Origin of the sequence: Bradyrhizobium sp. AUGA SZCCT0283, assembly GCF_018130385.1 — a bacterium.
Classification (GTDB): Bacteria; Pseudomonadota; Alphaproteobacteria; order Rhizobiales; family Xanthobacteraceae; genus Bradyrhizobium.
Window position 1 is genome coordinate 82,271 of record NZ_JAFCLU010000023.1, and the last position, 14,047, is coordinate 96,317.

13 protein-coding genes are annotated in these 14,047 nt (G+C 60.8%); 8 read left to right on the forward strand and 5 right to left on the reverse strand.

Going from position 1 to position 14,047, the window contains the following annotated elements; translation table 11 throughout:
* Window positions 1-92 precede the first annotated feature (92 nt).
* The 4 genes from JQ624_RS27175 to JQ624_RS27190 are packed head-to-tail and all read left to right on the forward strand — an operon-like array spanning window position 93 to window position 3,235.
* Window positions 93-971, forward strand: coding sequence for a zinc-binding alcohol dehydrogenase (locus JQ624_RS27175; RefSeq protein ID WP_312014502.1), 879 nt, complete (start codon window positions 93-95; stop codon window positions 969-971).
* 10 nt (window positions 972-981) lie between these two features.
* Window positions 982-1,383 carry a 6-carboxytetrahydropterin synthase gene (locus tag JQ624_RS27180; protein ID WP_212421980.1) on the forward strand — a complete coding sequence of 134 codons (402 nt, stop codon included), beginning with the start codon at window positions 982-984 and terminating at the stop codon, window positions 1,381-1,383.
* Window positions 1,377-2,429 (forward strand): glycosyltransferase family 4 protein, encoded by a 1,053-nt coding sequence (locus tag JQ624_RS27185; protein WP_312014503.1) that lies wholly within the window; start codon window positions 1,377-1,379, stop codon window positions 2,427-2,429. Before JQ624_RS27180 ends, JQ624_RS27185 begins: the two co-directional genes overlap by 7 nt.
* The gene (locus JQ624_RS27190) at window positions 2,426-3,235 is read left to right on the forward strand and encodes an SAM-dependent methyltransferase (RefSeq protein ID WP_212421981.1); all 810 of its coding nucleotides are present in this window, start codon (window positions 2,426-2,428) and stop codon (window positions 3,233-3,235) included. Before JQ624_RS27185 ends, JQ624_RS27190 begins: the two co-directional genes overlap by 4 nt.
* On the opposite strand, the gene JQ624_RS27195 is transcribed toward JQ624_RS27190, so the two are convergent.
* Window positions 3,196-4,005: a RibD family protein gene (locus JQ624_RS27195; protein ID WP_312014504.1), complete on the reverse strand. Its 810-nt coding sequence runs from the start codon at window positions 4,003-4,005 to the stop codon at window positions 3,196-3,198. The genes JQ624_RS27190 and JQ624_RS27195 overlap by 40 nt on opposite strands.
* Window positions 4,006-4,139: 134 nt before the next feature.
* Here JQ624_RS27195 and JQ624_RS27200 point away from each other — a divergent pair, with 134 nt between their 5' ends.
* From JQ624_RS27200 to JQ624_RS27210, 3 genes are read left to right on the forward strand one after another with little or no spacing between them, the layout of a single operon-like run.
* Window positions 4,140-5,276, forward strand: coding sequence for a GTP cyclohydrolase II (locus tag JQ624_RS27200; RefSeq protein ID WP_212421982.1), 1,137 nt, complete (start codon window positions 4,140-4,142; stop codon window positions 5,274-5,276).
* A 59-nt stretch (window positions 5,277-5,335) separates the two neighbouring features.
* Complete coding sequence (locus JQ624_RS27205) at window positions 5,336-6,778, forward strand: hypothetical protein (protein WP_212421983.1); 1,443 nt, start codon at window positions 5,336-5,338, stop codon at window positions 6,776-6,778.
* A 58-nt stretch (window positions 6,779-6,836) separates the two neighbouring features.
* On the forward strand, window positions 6,837-7,496 hold the full coding sequence (locus tag JQ624_RS27210; protein WP_212421984.1) for an HAD family hydrolase: 660 nt from the start codon (window positions 6,837-6,839) through the stop codon (window positions 7,494-7,496).
* Between the two features lie 39 nt (window positions 7,497-7,535).
* Here the strand turns inward: JQ624_RS27210 and JQ624_RS27215 are convergent, their stop codons facing one another.
* Window positions 7,536-7,757, reverse strand: a complete 222-nt coding sequence (locus JQ624_RS27215; RefSeq protein ID WP_212421985.1) for a hypothetical protein — start codon at window positions 7,755-7,757, stop codon at window positions 7,536-7,538.
* Window positions 7,758-8,242: 485 nt separating this feature from the next.
* Here JQ624_RS27215 and JQ624_RS27220 point away from each other — a divergent pair, with 485 nt between their 5' ends.
* Window positions 8,243-8,545, forward strand: a complete 303-nt coding sequence (locus tag JQ624_RS27220) for a cupin domain-containing protein (RefSeq protein WP_312014505.1) — start codon at window positions 8,243-8,245, stop codon at window positions 8,543-8,545.
* Between the two features lie 755 nt (window positions 8,546-9,300).
* On the opposite strand, the gene JQ624_RS27225 is transcribed toward JQ624_RS27220, so the two are convergent.
* From JQ624_RS27225 to JQ624_RS27235, 3 genes are all read right to left on the reverse strand, one after another.
* Window positions 9,301-11,274, reverse strand: coding sequence for an ATP-binding cassette domain-containing protein (locus tag JQ624_RS27225; protein ID WP_212421986.1), 1,974 nt, complete (start codon window positions 11,272-11,274; stop codon window positions 9,301-9,303).
* The gene (locus JQ624_RS27230; protein WP_212421987.1) at window positions 11,271-13,007 is read right to left on the reverse strand and encodes a peptidoglycan-binding protein; all 1,737 of its coding nucleotides are present in this window, start codon (window positions 13,005-13,007) and stop codon (window positions 11,271-11,273) included. The genes JQ624_RS27225 and JQ624_RS27230 overlap by 4 nt, the downstream gene beginning before the upstream one ends.
* Before the next feature lie 142 nt (window positions 13,008-13,149).
* Complete coding sequence (locus JQ624_RS27235; protein ID WP_212421988.1) at window positions 13,150-14,019, reverse strand: hypothetical protein; 870 nt, start codon at window positions 14,017-14,019, stop codon at window positions 13,150-13,152.
* Between the last annotated feature and the right edge of the window lie 28 nt (window positions 14,020-14,047).

A 14,047-nucleotide genomic window follows, 5' to 3' on the forward strand; every position in this document is an offset into this window, starting at 1 on the left:
CCGATACTGCCTCGGCCCTTTGGTATCGAGGACCCGGACAGGTGGAGATCCGCCGGGAAGCCATAGCGCCGCCCGGCACAGGCGAAATACGCGTGAAAACCCTCTATACCGCGATCAGCCGCGGCACTGAATCGCTCGTGCTTGGCGGGCGTATACCTGTGGGCGAGTTCCAGAGGATGCGCGCTCCGTTCATGGCTGGCGATTTTCCCTTTCCCGTCAAATACGGCTACGCCGCCGTAGGACGGGTCGAGGACGGCGGCGATGCCTTGCGAGACAAGACCGTCTTTGCGCTCTATCCGCATCAGACCGCATTCAACATCCCTGCAAGCGCAGCCGTGGCGCTTCCGGAGGATGTGCCGCCACACCGCGCGGTGCTGGCGGCCAATATGGAAACCGCCCTCAATGGCATGTGGGACGCCGCACCAGGACCGGCCGACCGCATTGCCATCGTCGGGGCCGGCGTGGTCGGCTCCCTCGTCGCCTATCTATGCGGGCGGATAGCCGGGACGGACGTCACGCTCGTCGACATCAACTCCAGCCGAGCGGAATTAGCAGGGAAGCTCGGGGTTAGTTTCGCAGAGCCCGGAAACGCAAAAGCCGATTGCGATCTCGTTGTTCACGCCAGCGGCTCGCCCGATGGACTACGGACGGCGCTCGAACTCGCCGGGGACGAAGCGACGGTCCTCGAAATGAGCTGGTATGGTGACGCGGCAGTGACCGCCATGCTTGGAGGCCCTTTCCACAGCCGCCGGCTTCGGCTTGTATCGAGCCAGGTCGGACACATCGCGCCATCGCATCGTCCGCGCTGGACGCACGGCCGCCGCCTCGCGGCCGCAATCGCGCTGCTCGATGATCCAAGGCTCGATGCATTGCTGGCGCCAGCCGTTGCGTTCGGCGATCTGCCGGAGCGATTGCCGGGAATTCTCGACGCTGGAAGCGGGATACTCTGCCAACCCATCATCTACTCGTAAAGGAGCTACCTTGTTCACCGTCGAAGTTCGCGACCACATCATGATCGCTCATTCTTTTAAAGGCGCGGTTTTTGGACCAGCGCAGAGGATGCACGGCGCTACATTCGTGGTAGATGCCGCCTTCATCGCCGAGAGCCTCGACAACAACGGAATTGTGATCGATATCGGCCGCGCACACGATGCGCTCAAGGCGGTCCTGACGCCGCTCAACTACCGCAATCTCGACGACGTACCCGAATTCAAGGGTAGCAACACCACGACGGAATTTCTGTCCAAACATATCTTCGACAGCCTGGCAAAGCCGGCCCGCGCCGGTGAACTCGGGCGTCCCGGCCGGGAGCTCAAGGCCCTGCGCATTACGCTCTCCGAGTCGCACCTCGCGCGCGCGCAATATGAGGCGCTCTTGTGGTGAAGCGCGTCGTTTTCGCGGTGCCAGGCAGTCTCGATACGCCAACCGGTGGCTACGCCTACGACCGGCGGATCATGGCCGAACTCCGGCAATTGGGCTGGAACGTCGAATGTCTCGACATCGGCGAAGGATTTCCTTCGCCAGATGAGGCAACCCGGTCTGCTGCGCGATCCCTTCTGTTGAAGGTACCGGACAGCCAACCGATCGTGGTTGATGGCTTGGCGCTGGGAGTTCTGCCAGACGTTGTGGCAGAAGTTGCAAGCCGGCATCCCTTACTCGGGCTGGTTCATCATCCCCTCGCACTGGAATGGGGGCTGTCTGCCGAACGAGCCGATGCCTTGCATCGCAGTGAGCAGGCTGCCCTAGCTCTAGTGCGCGAAGTCGTAGTGACGAGCCCTACAACAGCAAATATTGTCGCTTCCGATTATGGCGTCCCGGCCGAGCGCATCACTGTAGCAAGGCCCGGCAGCGATCCACCGTCGAGGTCTTCAGGAAGCCGAAGCGAAGTGCCGCATTTGCTGTCGGTTGGCGCTGTTGTGCCCCGAAAAGGATTTGACGTACTCGTTGCCGCGCTGGCCACATTGGCTGAGCTTCCGTGGCGGCTGACGATTGCCGGGGATCTCACGCGCGATCCGAATGAGGCGGCAAGGCTCGATGTCTGCATATCCCAACACAAGCTTACCGGCCGAATCGCAGCGCTTGGCGCCGTATCTTCCGAACGTCTTGCTGCACTGTATGACGACGCCGATGTGTTCGTTCTCGCCTCCCGCTTCGAGGGATATGGAATGGCCTACGCCGAGGCATTGTCGCACGGTCTGCCTGTGATCGGGACAACGGCGGGAGCCATCCCGGACACAGTTCCGCAAGAAGCGGGCATCCTGGTGACCTCTGGCGACGTGGATGTACTGGCGAAAGCCCTGCGTCGGGTGATCGCTGACGCCGATCTGCGCTGCCGCCTGTCGGACGCGGCATTGGCGGCAGCGCGAACGTTGCCCACCTGGCAGCAATCCGGCGCGATCTTTGCCGCCGCATTGGAGAAGCTCGCATGAGCGGCTTCTCCGCCGAATGGCTGGCCTTGCGGGAAAGCTATGACTTACGCGCCCGTAATCCGATCGTCCTCGACGCGGTGGCCACCCTGTTCAAATCGCACGACGCAATAAGCGTCATCGATCTCGCCTGCGGCGCGGGCTCCACCGTCCGCGCGCTCAGCTCACACTTGCCGGCACGACAGCGCTGGGATCTCGTGGACAACGATCAACGCCTGCTGACTTTGGCGTGTAGCGGAAAATCTACCGGTGATGTCAGGCTGAATGCCATTCCACTCGATATCAGCGGCAATTTCGAAGTGGTGCTCGACGGCACAAAAGACGTGATCACGATCTCTGCCCTGCTCGATCTCGTCTCCGAAAACTGGCTGGATCGCTTTACCCGCCATGTCGCCTCGCACGCGCTGCCGGTCTATGCAGCACTGACCTACGATGGCCGCATCGACATTTCCCCGTCCGATCCGCTCGATGAGGCCATCACATCTGCGGTCAATGCCCATCAGCGCACCGACAAGGGCTTTGGGCCGGCGCTTGGCCCATCGGCCGCCGCTGCGGCCATGTCGCGGCTTGAGGCGCTGGGATATTCGGTAGTTCACGGCAACTCCGATTGGGTGATCGGAGCTGCCGACCAGGAGATCCAGCTCGAATTGCTGGCCGGATGGGCTGCTGCCGCGAGTGAAATCGAAGCGCTACCGCGCCGCGATATCGACAACTGGTTGGCAAGACGGAAGAACGAGGTCGGCGCACGCGCTTCAACGATGCGCGTGGGTCATGTCGACTTTCTTGCAACGCCGATTGCTACCCGCTGATCAGACAGGTCGCAATCGAACAGGACATCGTCCTCGATTCTGTGCACGCGGACCTGCATCCGGTGGGCCTGATCGGCCCGTTCGAGCGGCGGCAACTCGATCCCGGGGCCTCCAGCGCCCAACATGACGGGCGCCACGTTTACATGCAACCGATCGAGACACCGCGCCGCGATAAAACGCGACACGGTATCAGCACCGCCCTCAATCAAAATTCGGCCCATCCCTGCACCGGCCAGCGACGTCACGATGGCGGACGGAGCAATGTTTCCGTCCTCCGCAGGCAAGGTGATGACCTCAACGCCGGGGGGCGGTGTGGCCCGCGAGGCATCTGTCGTAATCAACAGACGGCGAACACCGTCGTCGGCGAACAACTTGGCATTCGCTCCGAGGCGCCCTCTCGGATCGATCACGGCACGGGCTGGCTGGGGACCAGCGACTTGTCTGACCGTCAATTGCGGGTTGTCAGCCAGCGCCGTTCCAACGCCGACCACGACAATATCGACCAGCGCGCGAAGCCGATGCAGATGTTCGATCCCGGCCGGACAGTTGATATACTTCGAGTGGCCCGTCGCCGTCGCGACCCGACCGTCGAGCGATTGGCCGACCTGCCCGACAATCACGAGATCGTCCACCGTCCCGGTGCGCAACGGGCCGAACAAATCCGCCCAGGCTTGCGGCAGGGGTTGCTGTCCTTTACGAAAATGCTCGACAAAGCTCTCCCAGGTATCGGGAGAAGCAAATTTGCGGGTGGGGAAATTGCTAAGCTGCACGGCAGAATTCGGTTCTCGCGAGTTATCAATGATACTATCTGCCACTCGATCCTAAAAATCCATCTGATTTCTGGCGGAATGATTCAGGACTTTCGGTGTTCCACGAACGCGCCCAGTAAAAGAAAGTCGTGCAAATGAACGCAGCCCTCTCTCCTGCAAGCTCTGCCCTGTTTGGCGACGAGGAACACCTCAGCGTTAGCCGCGCTTTGGGCGAACTGCGAGCGGGAAGGCCGATTCGTGTTAACGCCCTTGGTGAGGTATTGTTCGCTTTGCCCGTGGAGAGCCTTGACGACCAACGGCTGCACGAATTTGTGGAGCTGTGCGGCCCAAATGCGCCGGAGCTGGTAGTGACGCAACAGCGAGCGCGCGCCATCGGAATTGAGGCATCAACGCCGATGGCCTTGTCGCTTTCCAGAGAGGCCCGTACGAGCGATATCTTCGCCCTCGCTGCCGATGATGAACGCAGGGGTCGTTTTTCATCGAAGGCGAAGGCTGCCGGCCGCGCCGCCAAGGCGGCGATCCGGCTCGTCAAACTCAGCCGTAGCCTGCCGGCGGTTCTTGCAGCAAACGTGGCGAACATCCACAGCGACCTGATGCGTTCTATTGTCGCCGTTGAGGCGCACGCGGTCGAGCGCTTTGCTGTAAGCAAAGCGAACGCGTTGGCCGTGGCAAGCGAAGCCTCAATTCCGCTCGCGTCGGGCACAGCGGCCCGCTTTGTTGTGTTTCGTGACGCTCTCGGCGTCGATCAGGTCGCCATCATCATCGGCGAGCCCGATTTTGCTGAGCCGATTCCGGTTCGGCTTCATTCGGCATGCCTGACCGGCGACGTTTTTGGCTCTCGACGATGCGACTGTGGCGACCAGCTTCGGCTCGCGATAACGCGCCTGGAAAGCCTCGGTGGTGGCGTCATTCTGTACCTGGCCCAAGAGGGCCGCGGCATTGGTCTTGCGAACAAGATGCGAGCCTATCGATTGCAGGACGCGGGGCTGGATACGCGCGACGCCAACACGATGCTGGGTTTCGAGGACGATGAGCGCGACTATGGAGTTGCGGCGATGATGCTGCGAACGCTGAACTGTACGCGGATCGTGTTGCTTACCAACAACCCAGCCAAGCTCGACGGTCTCACAAAAGCCGATATCGAGATCGCCGCCCGCGTTCCGCTCGAGGCGCCGATCAATCCCCACAACAGGCGTTACCTGACCACAAAAGCAATACGCTCCGGGCACAAATTCGTTACTCTAAAAGCTTCCGCTAGCGAAAAGTCCTGAACCTGCAATGCCATTATTCGCGTTGAGCTGTCTGATGCCTTGTATGGACAGTCGTTGACATGTCCGGCCAGGCACTGCGCCTCGATGACCGTTCGTTCCGGCTTCTGATCGTTGGAGCAGGCCTATCTTGGTCCGTCGCATTCGTTTTCATTGCACTATTCTACCAACTTGAACTCTATGGCGATGGCGCGATGTTTTCGTACGCTGTCGCTGTCCGGGATGTTTGGGCCTTCCATTGGCATAACATCTCTGGCCGAACGTCCGTCTTCCTGTTGACCCTGCTGCCGGCTGAGGCGCTCGTCGGAATTACGAGCAATCCCTGGGCTGGAATCATCGCCTATGGTCTACTTTTCTATATTTCTCCATTGGTGGGACTGGCCGTGACCTACGCGGCCGACCGCTCACCGGGCCGCCTCATCTTTGTCTATGCGTGCGGCTCCACAGCCTTGCTTTGCCCACTGATCTTCGGCTTTCCCACGGAGATGTGGCTCGCCCACGCGATATTCTGGCCTGCATTGGCGCTGAGCCACTATGCGAAACCGACCAGGGCTGGCGCCTTACTGGTGTTTACCGCGTGGCTCCTGCTGGCTTTCACGCACGAAGGAGCTCTGGTGTTGCTGCTGACCATCGGAGCAATGCTGACGCCGCGTGGATTATGGAGCGCAACTTTCGTACGTGCCGCGATCATCTTGATGATTATTGTGATACTGGCCTCGGTATCGAAGATCGCTCTTCCGCCCGATGACTATTACGCAGACGCATTCTTGCGGGCCGCTCTGCACTTCTTCGATCTCGAGATCTTGAAAGTAGGGGTCGTCCAGTTATTGCTGGCAGCGGTCATCGCCTACGGCGCGATCCTCATGCTGTTGTCAATATGGCTCCCGAGAGGGGCGTGCATTTGCGCTCTGGGAATCTTGATCGGATTGCTATGCATCTACTGGCTGTATTTCGATCATTCCGTCCATGCGAGCAGCCGCTATTATTTGCGGACCGCCCTGGTCGTCGCCACACCTCTGCTCGGCGCGTTGGGTGCCATAACCACCATGACCAGAGAAGGGATTGCCCCCAATCGATTAGCGAGGCTGCGGCACGCCCTCAACTCGCCCCGTGGCGGGACGCTGTGCGCCCTCGCCTCGATCTTTCTCGTGGTGACCTTGATTCATGCGATCGAAACCAGGAAATTCGTCGCGTCGTGGAGCGATTACCGTGACGCAATTGCGATGCTGGCGATGAATAGCGATTCCGACCCTGCGCTCGGTGATCCGCGCTTTGTCTCGGCCGAGCGAATTTCGCCAACCCTCGCTCCCCTATCGTGGTTCTCGACTATTCCTTATCTGTCAATCATTCTCTCGAATTTCTCGCCGAATAGGCTGGTCATCGATCCCGCTGGAAATTACTTCTGGTTATCCTGCAGAACAGCAACAAGGAACAAGGATGCGGAGCTTGTCGTTCCGGTACAGACCCGTGACTTGGTCCGGGTTTATTCGTGCCTGCATCGATAAGCCAGGGGCGATGTCCCGTGACAGCGAGATCACCAACGACCTACGTTGAGAGATAGTCTTGAAACTAATCATCTTTGATTTCGACGGCACATTGGTCGACAGCCGCTCGCTGATTCTGGAGAGCCATCGAATCGTATTTGCCGAATTTCAATTGCCTGCCCCATCGCCCGCCGACAGTCTTGCGCTGGTCGGAAAGTCACTCGATGTCATTCTGACTCAGCTGGCCGGCCCGACGGCCCCTATACTTGAGATGGTCAGGGCTTACGATCTCCTGCTGCCGCAACTGAGAGCGGATCCCGCCTTTGCCGAACGGCCATTCGACGGAGTTGGCGACCTTCTGTATGAGCTCAGTTCTACTTCGGGTACCGTTCTGGGCATCGCGACCGGGCACAGGTCTGACACGGTCGCTCCCGCGCTGGAAACGCTGCGATGGAACAACTTTTTTCAAACCATTCAGGCCGCCGACATGGCGCCCTCCAAACCCCATCCCGGGATGCTCCTTCAGGCACTCGCGGCAACAGGGGCAACGCCCGAGAATGCGATCTTCATTGGGGACACCACTTTTGACGTGGAGATGGCTCAGGCAGCCCAGTTGCGGTCGATCGGTGTCGGCTGGGGATATCATCGGGCGGACCGATTGATGGCGGCTGGGGCATACCGCGTTGCCAAGGCCGTCGACGAGCTAAGAAGCTGTATTCGATCTTTCATGAACGAGTGAACCGACCGTCCAGAGTCCCTGGAGGTACGCCGTGTCGTATCATTTCCGGCGTAATCGATGTCTTCGAATCGGAATCAGATCCTCAGGGGGAGGAAATTTATCTGAAGAGGTAACCCACTCGATCAAGCGCAGTGCAATTTCGTTCTGCTCTGCCTTGCGCAGCAGCTCATCTCGTTCGTCACCGGCGGGAAGCCCTCTGGCCTTCTCGCGAAGTCTTTTGATTTGATCGCTCAGGCGATCAACGTGAGACGCTTTGTCCAAGATCGAATACTTCCAGTTTGGCAGCTGTTTGTAGGGTACGGGCTGTTCGCCGGAAGGTTTCGAACCGTTGAGAGATTATCCGCCCCCCTCAACGACCCGCCTGGCTTTCAGCCGGGGGGCGCGAAGGCTGCGTCGGGTAGCGTTTGTCCCCGCACGCCAAGAAACCCAAAATGGGGCAAGTTCCCAGAAATGAAACGCGACGATACGGAAGCGGATCAGCAAATAGGCCGGCTATTGATCTTCACCAACGCGGCTTCACAATGCTGTCGGTGCAGAGCGTTGAGATTGAATTGGTGATTCAAATGCGGTGGCGAACACACCCAAGCCGTACTCGCCGCGTTGAACGCGGGCGGGTTCGATTCACGGGAGCTGTGATGGACTCCTGACCGCATAGATCGCGCGACGACAGAGGTCCACGAGCATATTATCTCGCCCGCAGCGGGAGTTAGCCGGCGCAGCAAAGATTGTGGACGGCTACGCGAGCCGTGATCTGGCCTGAGTTGCGGCGGGTCGCCATCGACCTGCGAGCACAATTGAGTCATCGCGCCCCGGCGTTTCACTCAAATGTATTCCGACCCGACTTCTTCCAGCACACCGGTGAAAAGGCGGGCTACATACTGTCGGGCAGCCTGCGTCTGTGGCTCGACCACGAGGCCCATGTCCTGGAGGCGGGCGATAGTTTCCGCTTCCCGAGTATCGTACCACACATGTTCGACAATCCGACGCAGCAGGTAGCGCGCGTCATCTGGGTGACGACGCTGCGCCGAACCGATCCGCCTGCTGGTTGAAGCGCGATGCGGCCGCTTACGTTGTTACGTTGCGGCATCGCGTCGCGAGATAACGAAGCGCAACGCTGCGCGCTTGATTGTCATTTGGCGTGCAATTGGTCTAGACTAGTGTAGCCGCCGCTTCACTCAGCGCCGATCAGTCTCGCCTGAAGCAGGTCGGCCTTCGCTCTTCGCTACATTTGACACCCTCTCAACACACCCGTCTGCCGCTGACGCCAACGCACTCGTTGCGGCGTGCTCACATTGGCTGTCTCCAAATTTTCTTTGATCTGCCGGTGCACACATCGTGCACACGCCGCCTTCTAACCAATCTAAAAAAATTGAACTCTCGCTCCAATCCATCATGAGCAAGTTTGAACTAACTTCAGCAAGTGTCATCGAACGTCAAACGCGCAAATCTGAGCTCATGGGAATGCTGCGATAGGTTCAAATCCCGAGGCGCCACACCGATACCGACACTCACTGAGAGTTCGATCTAGCCGAGTTAAGTTTCCCATAAATAATTGAAAAAACTGCCCCAAGCGTGGTACTTAAGAAGGTTCGCCACGCGGCGGACCTAATCTACGGTGAAGCCGACCTTTATAACGTGACCGCGCTGGAGCGCGACCAAGTTCCCTTAAGCAAGACCAGACCTGAGATATGGCGCAAGCGCCCTCCCCCGAAGCGAAGCCAGAAAGCAGCGAGAGGATTGCCTTCGTAAGCAAAAGCGTCGCCCGATTCGACCCTTGCCAACCAAATCGGGTTTGATGTCCGAACTAATGTCGGAACGCTTCGGCCGGTTCGAGCGCGGCGGCACGCGAGGCGGGGTAGACTCCGGACAGCAGACCGATCACGCCGCCAACAGCTGGCGCAAGCAAGGGAGCGAGCGGGTCGAGCACCGGAGTCCAGACCTGATACGCCGATACACCCACCACGATCAGCACGCCGACGCTGGATCCGAGCAGTCCCCCCACGACACCCATCGACGCACTCTCGATGAGGAATTGTGAGGCGATGTGGCGGCGCGTCGCCCCAATGGCACGACGCAGTCCAATCTCCGCCGTCCGCTCCATTACGCCCACCAGGGTGATATTTGCGATCCCGAGAGCGCCGACTACGAGCGACAGGCCACCCAGCAGCAGGAACATCATATTGAGATCGGTTTGCACGTCATCGCGTACGCGCCGCGGCTCCTGGGGCAGCTGCACGCGAAGCGCGCGCGGGTCGTCGGGCCGCAGCGCCGCCCGGGCCTGCAGCGCGATCAGGGAAGCAGCGCCAATCTTCGTCTCCACGACCACCATGCCAGGCCCGAACAGGCTGAAGTGCTGTCGCGCCGTGCCCTCGGGAATGATGACCGAGCCGAGAAGTTCCGGCTTTCGGACCACATCGCGAAGGACACCGATCACGAGATAGAGGTGATCGCCGACATAGATCGCAGGCAGCCGCTCGACGCCGGCGATGCCCAGGCGGCGCGCGGCATCGGGACCGAGGATCGCGACGCGCTCGGAGCGTGCAGAATGCCCGCCGTCAATGAACCGTCCCGAGGCGAGGTCGGCACGCACGGCGCGGAACAACTCCGGTGAGGCAGCACGCACCGCCAGTTTGAATGCCGTCTGATTGGACGGATCCATCACCGGAGAGGCGCTGACGAGCGTGTCATGGACATTGACATCGCTGAGCAGGCCCGCGGCCACCACGCCGTTTAACCGGATGAGTCGTTCCGGAGCGTCCCACGGAATGGCACGCGGATCAATCGTGCCGGTCGCCATTCCCGGCCGCGCGGTGATGAAAAGTTCCGTGGCCGCAAGTTGATCGAACTGACTGATGATGCGGTTGCCGGCGGTTCGCGCAAGACCGATAGTGGCCACCAATGCCGACATGCCGATCACGATGCCGAGCACCGTCAGCGCCATGCGGGCCGGCCGTGCAATCGCCCCCGCGATCGCCTCGGAGACAAGGTCGCGCATCGTGATCCCGGAAGAGGCAATGCCCGCCCTGGATGGAGGCGGCAATGCCGCCTCGCTTCCACCAAAGAGCCTACCATCCTTCATGTTGACCCGGCGCGAGCCCCGGCGCGCAACGTTTTCGTCGTGCGTGACGACGACAATCGTCATACCCTCCCTGTTGAGCTCGGTGAAGAAATCCAGGATCGACTCGGTGTTCTTGGAATCAAGATTGCCGGTCGGCTCGTCGCACAAGAGCAAGCTCGGTGAACCCATCAGGGCGCGGGCGATCGCCACCCGTTGACATTCGCCGCCGGACAATTTGGAAGGCAGAAAATCCGCACGATGTGCGAGGCCGACGCGGCGAATTTCCTCCATCGCCCGTTCGCGCCGCCCGCGTCCGCTGTGCCTGCGGTATACTTCCGCCAGCATGACGTTCTCGAGGACGGTGCGATAAGGCAGCAAGTGGAATGACTGAAAGATGAATCCAACGCGGCGGCTGCGCAGTCCGGCCCGCTCATTCTCGCTCAGTGTCGTCGTTTCGATACCATCAAAAAGGTACTTTCCGCCGGTCGGACGGTCGAGGCAACCGAGGATATTCAACAGCGTGGATTTCCCCGAACCGGACGGCCCGGTTATCGACAGCCATTCGCCGCGCTGCAACACAAGGTCGACATCGATCAAGGCGTCGACCGCGGGATCGGTCCCGAATCGCTTGCACACTTTACGCAGGTCGAGCACATGGTCGGCATCGGCAGCAACCGCCTTGGTCGGCAATGCCTCCGGTATGTTTTCCACGAGCTTCATTTCACTGCCGCTGGCTCCGCTGTCTTGTAGCCAACCACCACGAGTTGGCCGGGGACGAGTCGTCCATCGCTGGCGTTCACCTCGACATAGCCACCGGTTGAAAGCCCCGGTTGTACGGTGACGTATTCCTGCTTGCCGCCACGATCAACCAGCACGCGCGAGGTTCCGTCGGCGGCTAGCGACACCGCACTGGCCGGGACCGCGGTGACCGCGCCCTTTGACGTTTCGATGGGGATCGTCAGCCGGACGGAAAACCCTGCCAGAAGCACAGGCGTGGTCTCGACCTTGACCCCGAGATAGAAGTGGTAGCCGTCTACGCCGCGCGTACCGGGCGTGTTCGCCACCGTCTCAACGATGCCAGTTGCCTTGATCCCGAGCGCCTGCTCGTCGATCGCAACCTTCATCCCGGGCTTCACCAATGGCGCGGCCTCAAGCGGGAGCTGCGAGTCGATGCTGAGCTGGTTGTCCGTCACGCTCATCACCGGCCCGGAAGCATTGGCAGCGACCGCAGCGGTCACCTCGTGGACCCGGATCGGAAGCGACGGGATGAAAACGACCTCGTCCGCCGGCACCTGCACGCCAAGCTTGGCGCGCGCCGCCGCGAGTTCACCGGCGAGTCGTTCTGCGCGTTCGGTTGCGACCTTGACGTCAAATTCGGCGAGCGACTGCTGTTCCTGCGCCGCACGCACGCTACGCTCGCCTTCCAGCCGGGCCGCCTTCACTGCTCCCTCGGCAACCCGGATCCGTTCCTCGGCCAGCGCTGCCTCGCGCGCCGCGGTCTGAATCGCCAGATCGGCTTCCAGCTTCGCCTTGCGCTGCGCGGCACGCGCCACTTTGAGTTTGGCCTCAGCCGCGGCACGCGCCGTTTCGGTCTGGCGCGGATCGAGAACGATCAGCGCACGATCGGCGACTTGCGTGGCGACGTCGGCACTGGCCGCAGTCGCGGAATGCGCGGCCCGTGCGCGTTCGGTTTCAAGCGCAAGCGATTTTCCGGCGCGCGCGTCCGCCAGCTGGCGGTTGTCGCCAACGCGTGCCGCGCTGTCGAGAGAAGCCTGGCGCGTGTTCTGCTCCGCGATGGCCCGGGCGGCGGCAACCGCTTTCACCGCTGTTTCGCGCGTGGCCTCCGCCGCGAGCTGGGCGCGCGCGGCATCCGACCACTCTCGTTCGAGCGCCGCGACGGCAGCGCGCTGTTCGCGCGTCGGTGCGAACGGATCCCATCCGGCCTTCTTATACATGCGCTCGACCGCGGCGGATGTCTTCTGATCGTAATTGCCATCGACTGTGCCCGGATCGAAGCCAAGACGAGCCAAGGCTTCTTCGAGCTGGCGGACGTCGCCGCCGCTCGTTCCAGGCGCCATGTCGCGAAAAGCCGGGGCCGCGCCGCTGAGGACAAAGACCGGACGGCCGGATGCGGATAGAATCACCTCGCCTTCCCCAAAGTTCGTATTGGGTCGGGGCAGCGACGAGATCAGCCCGACGCCGCCCTTGACCGTCGAAGGCGCGATCGAAATCGGCTGCGGCAGTCCGAAACGGACCGTGCCGCGGGTGACCACATCGGAACTCAGTACACGCGACTCAACAGGGACGAGGATCGGGGATGCCTCGGGGGCCGCGGTGCGAGCCGCCATTTCTGCCGGCGACTGGATCCTCGAACCCATGTACCAGGCGCCAAGCGCCATGCCTCCAACCACGCCCAGAATGGCCCAGAGAATATTTACGCGTTTTTTGAACATGCCGTAATCCTCCCCGCCACTGGCAGCGCACAGGCCTTCTTCGCGAGGAGCAATACGTCGGCCTTCGTCATGCGATGCCAGGAAAGGAGATTACTCATCGTCGCCGCTCTGGGGAAGTATGGGTGTGGAAGTCCTCACCGTCTTATTGCACCTTCCGGGAGAACAGCTCCTCCTGGATCTTCTCCTCGATCGGCTTCAACATGTCCTCCGACATTTTGAAGCTTTTGGCTGCCACCAGGCGCTCGAAATCCTGTAGTTTCCGCAGCGCGGCCTTCTGGTCCGCCGACATCTTGGAGACCAGCAGCTTGCCCCCCTCGGTCAGCGCGCTGAGCCGGTTCCGCAGGTCAGGTTCGATTTCGTCTGGGTGACCGTATTCGAAGCCGACCTTCTTCATCTCGCGCTGCCAAGACTCAAGCGCGGCCTTCATGCGCGGGTCCTTGTTGATCAGCGCGTCTTGGGGATTGTAGTGGCTGGCCTTCAGCTGGTCGGGCTTGAACGTTTCAGTGAGAGCCTTGCGCGTGCAGCCACCGGTCCGCGACAAATCCTCGATCTCTAAAGCAACCGCGAAGGTGCTGCTCAGGTCATCTCCGAGCAACGCACGATTGTAAGCGACCTGATCTGCGGAGGAAAGTTTACGGAAAATTTGCACATTGCGGTCGCCGAGACCAACACGGGCGGGGTTGTAGCCGGTTGATAGCTGAGGCGGCAAACCCGTATAGAAGGTTGATACGCCAAATCCATAACGACTGACGAACTCCTCCTCGCTGAGGCCCGGGAGCGATTTGTCCGCCGACATGCCCGCCCGCACCGTGTTGTGGTCGGCCGCGATGTATTGGAAGCCCTGATCGGCCATGCAACGCGCGATGAGCTGCTCCGTCTTCTCGATTGCCTGAACCAGCTCGCGCGGCGACATGCCGAACTCCTCGGTGCCAAGGCCCTTCGGCGCCTGTGCCGCGGCCATCGCCGGCGCAAATAGAACGGCGAACAAACCCGCGCAGATCGTTTTTCTCATGACGCTATCCCCTCCAATCATGAACCTC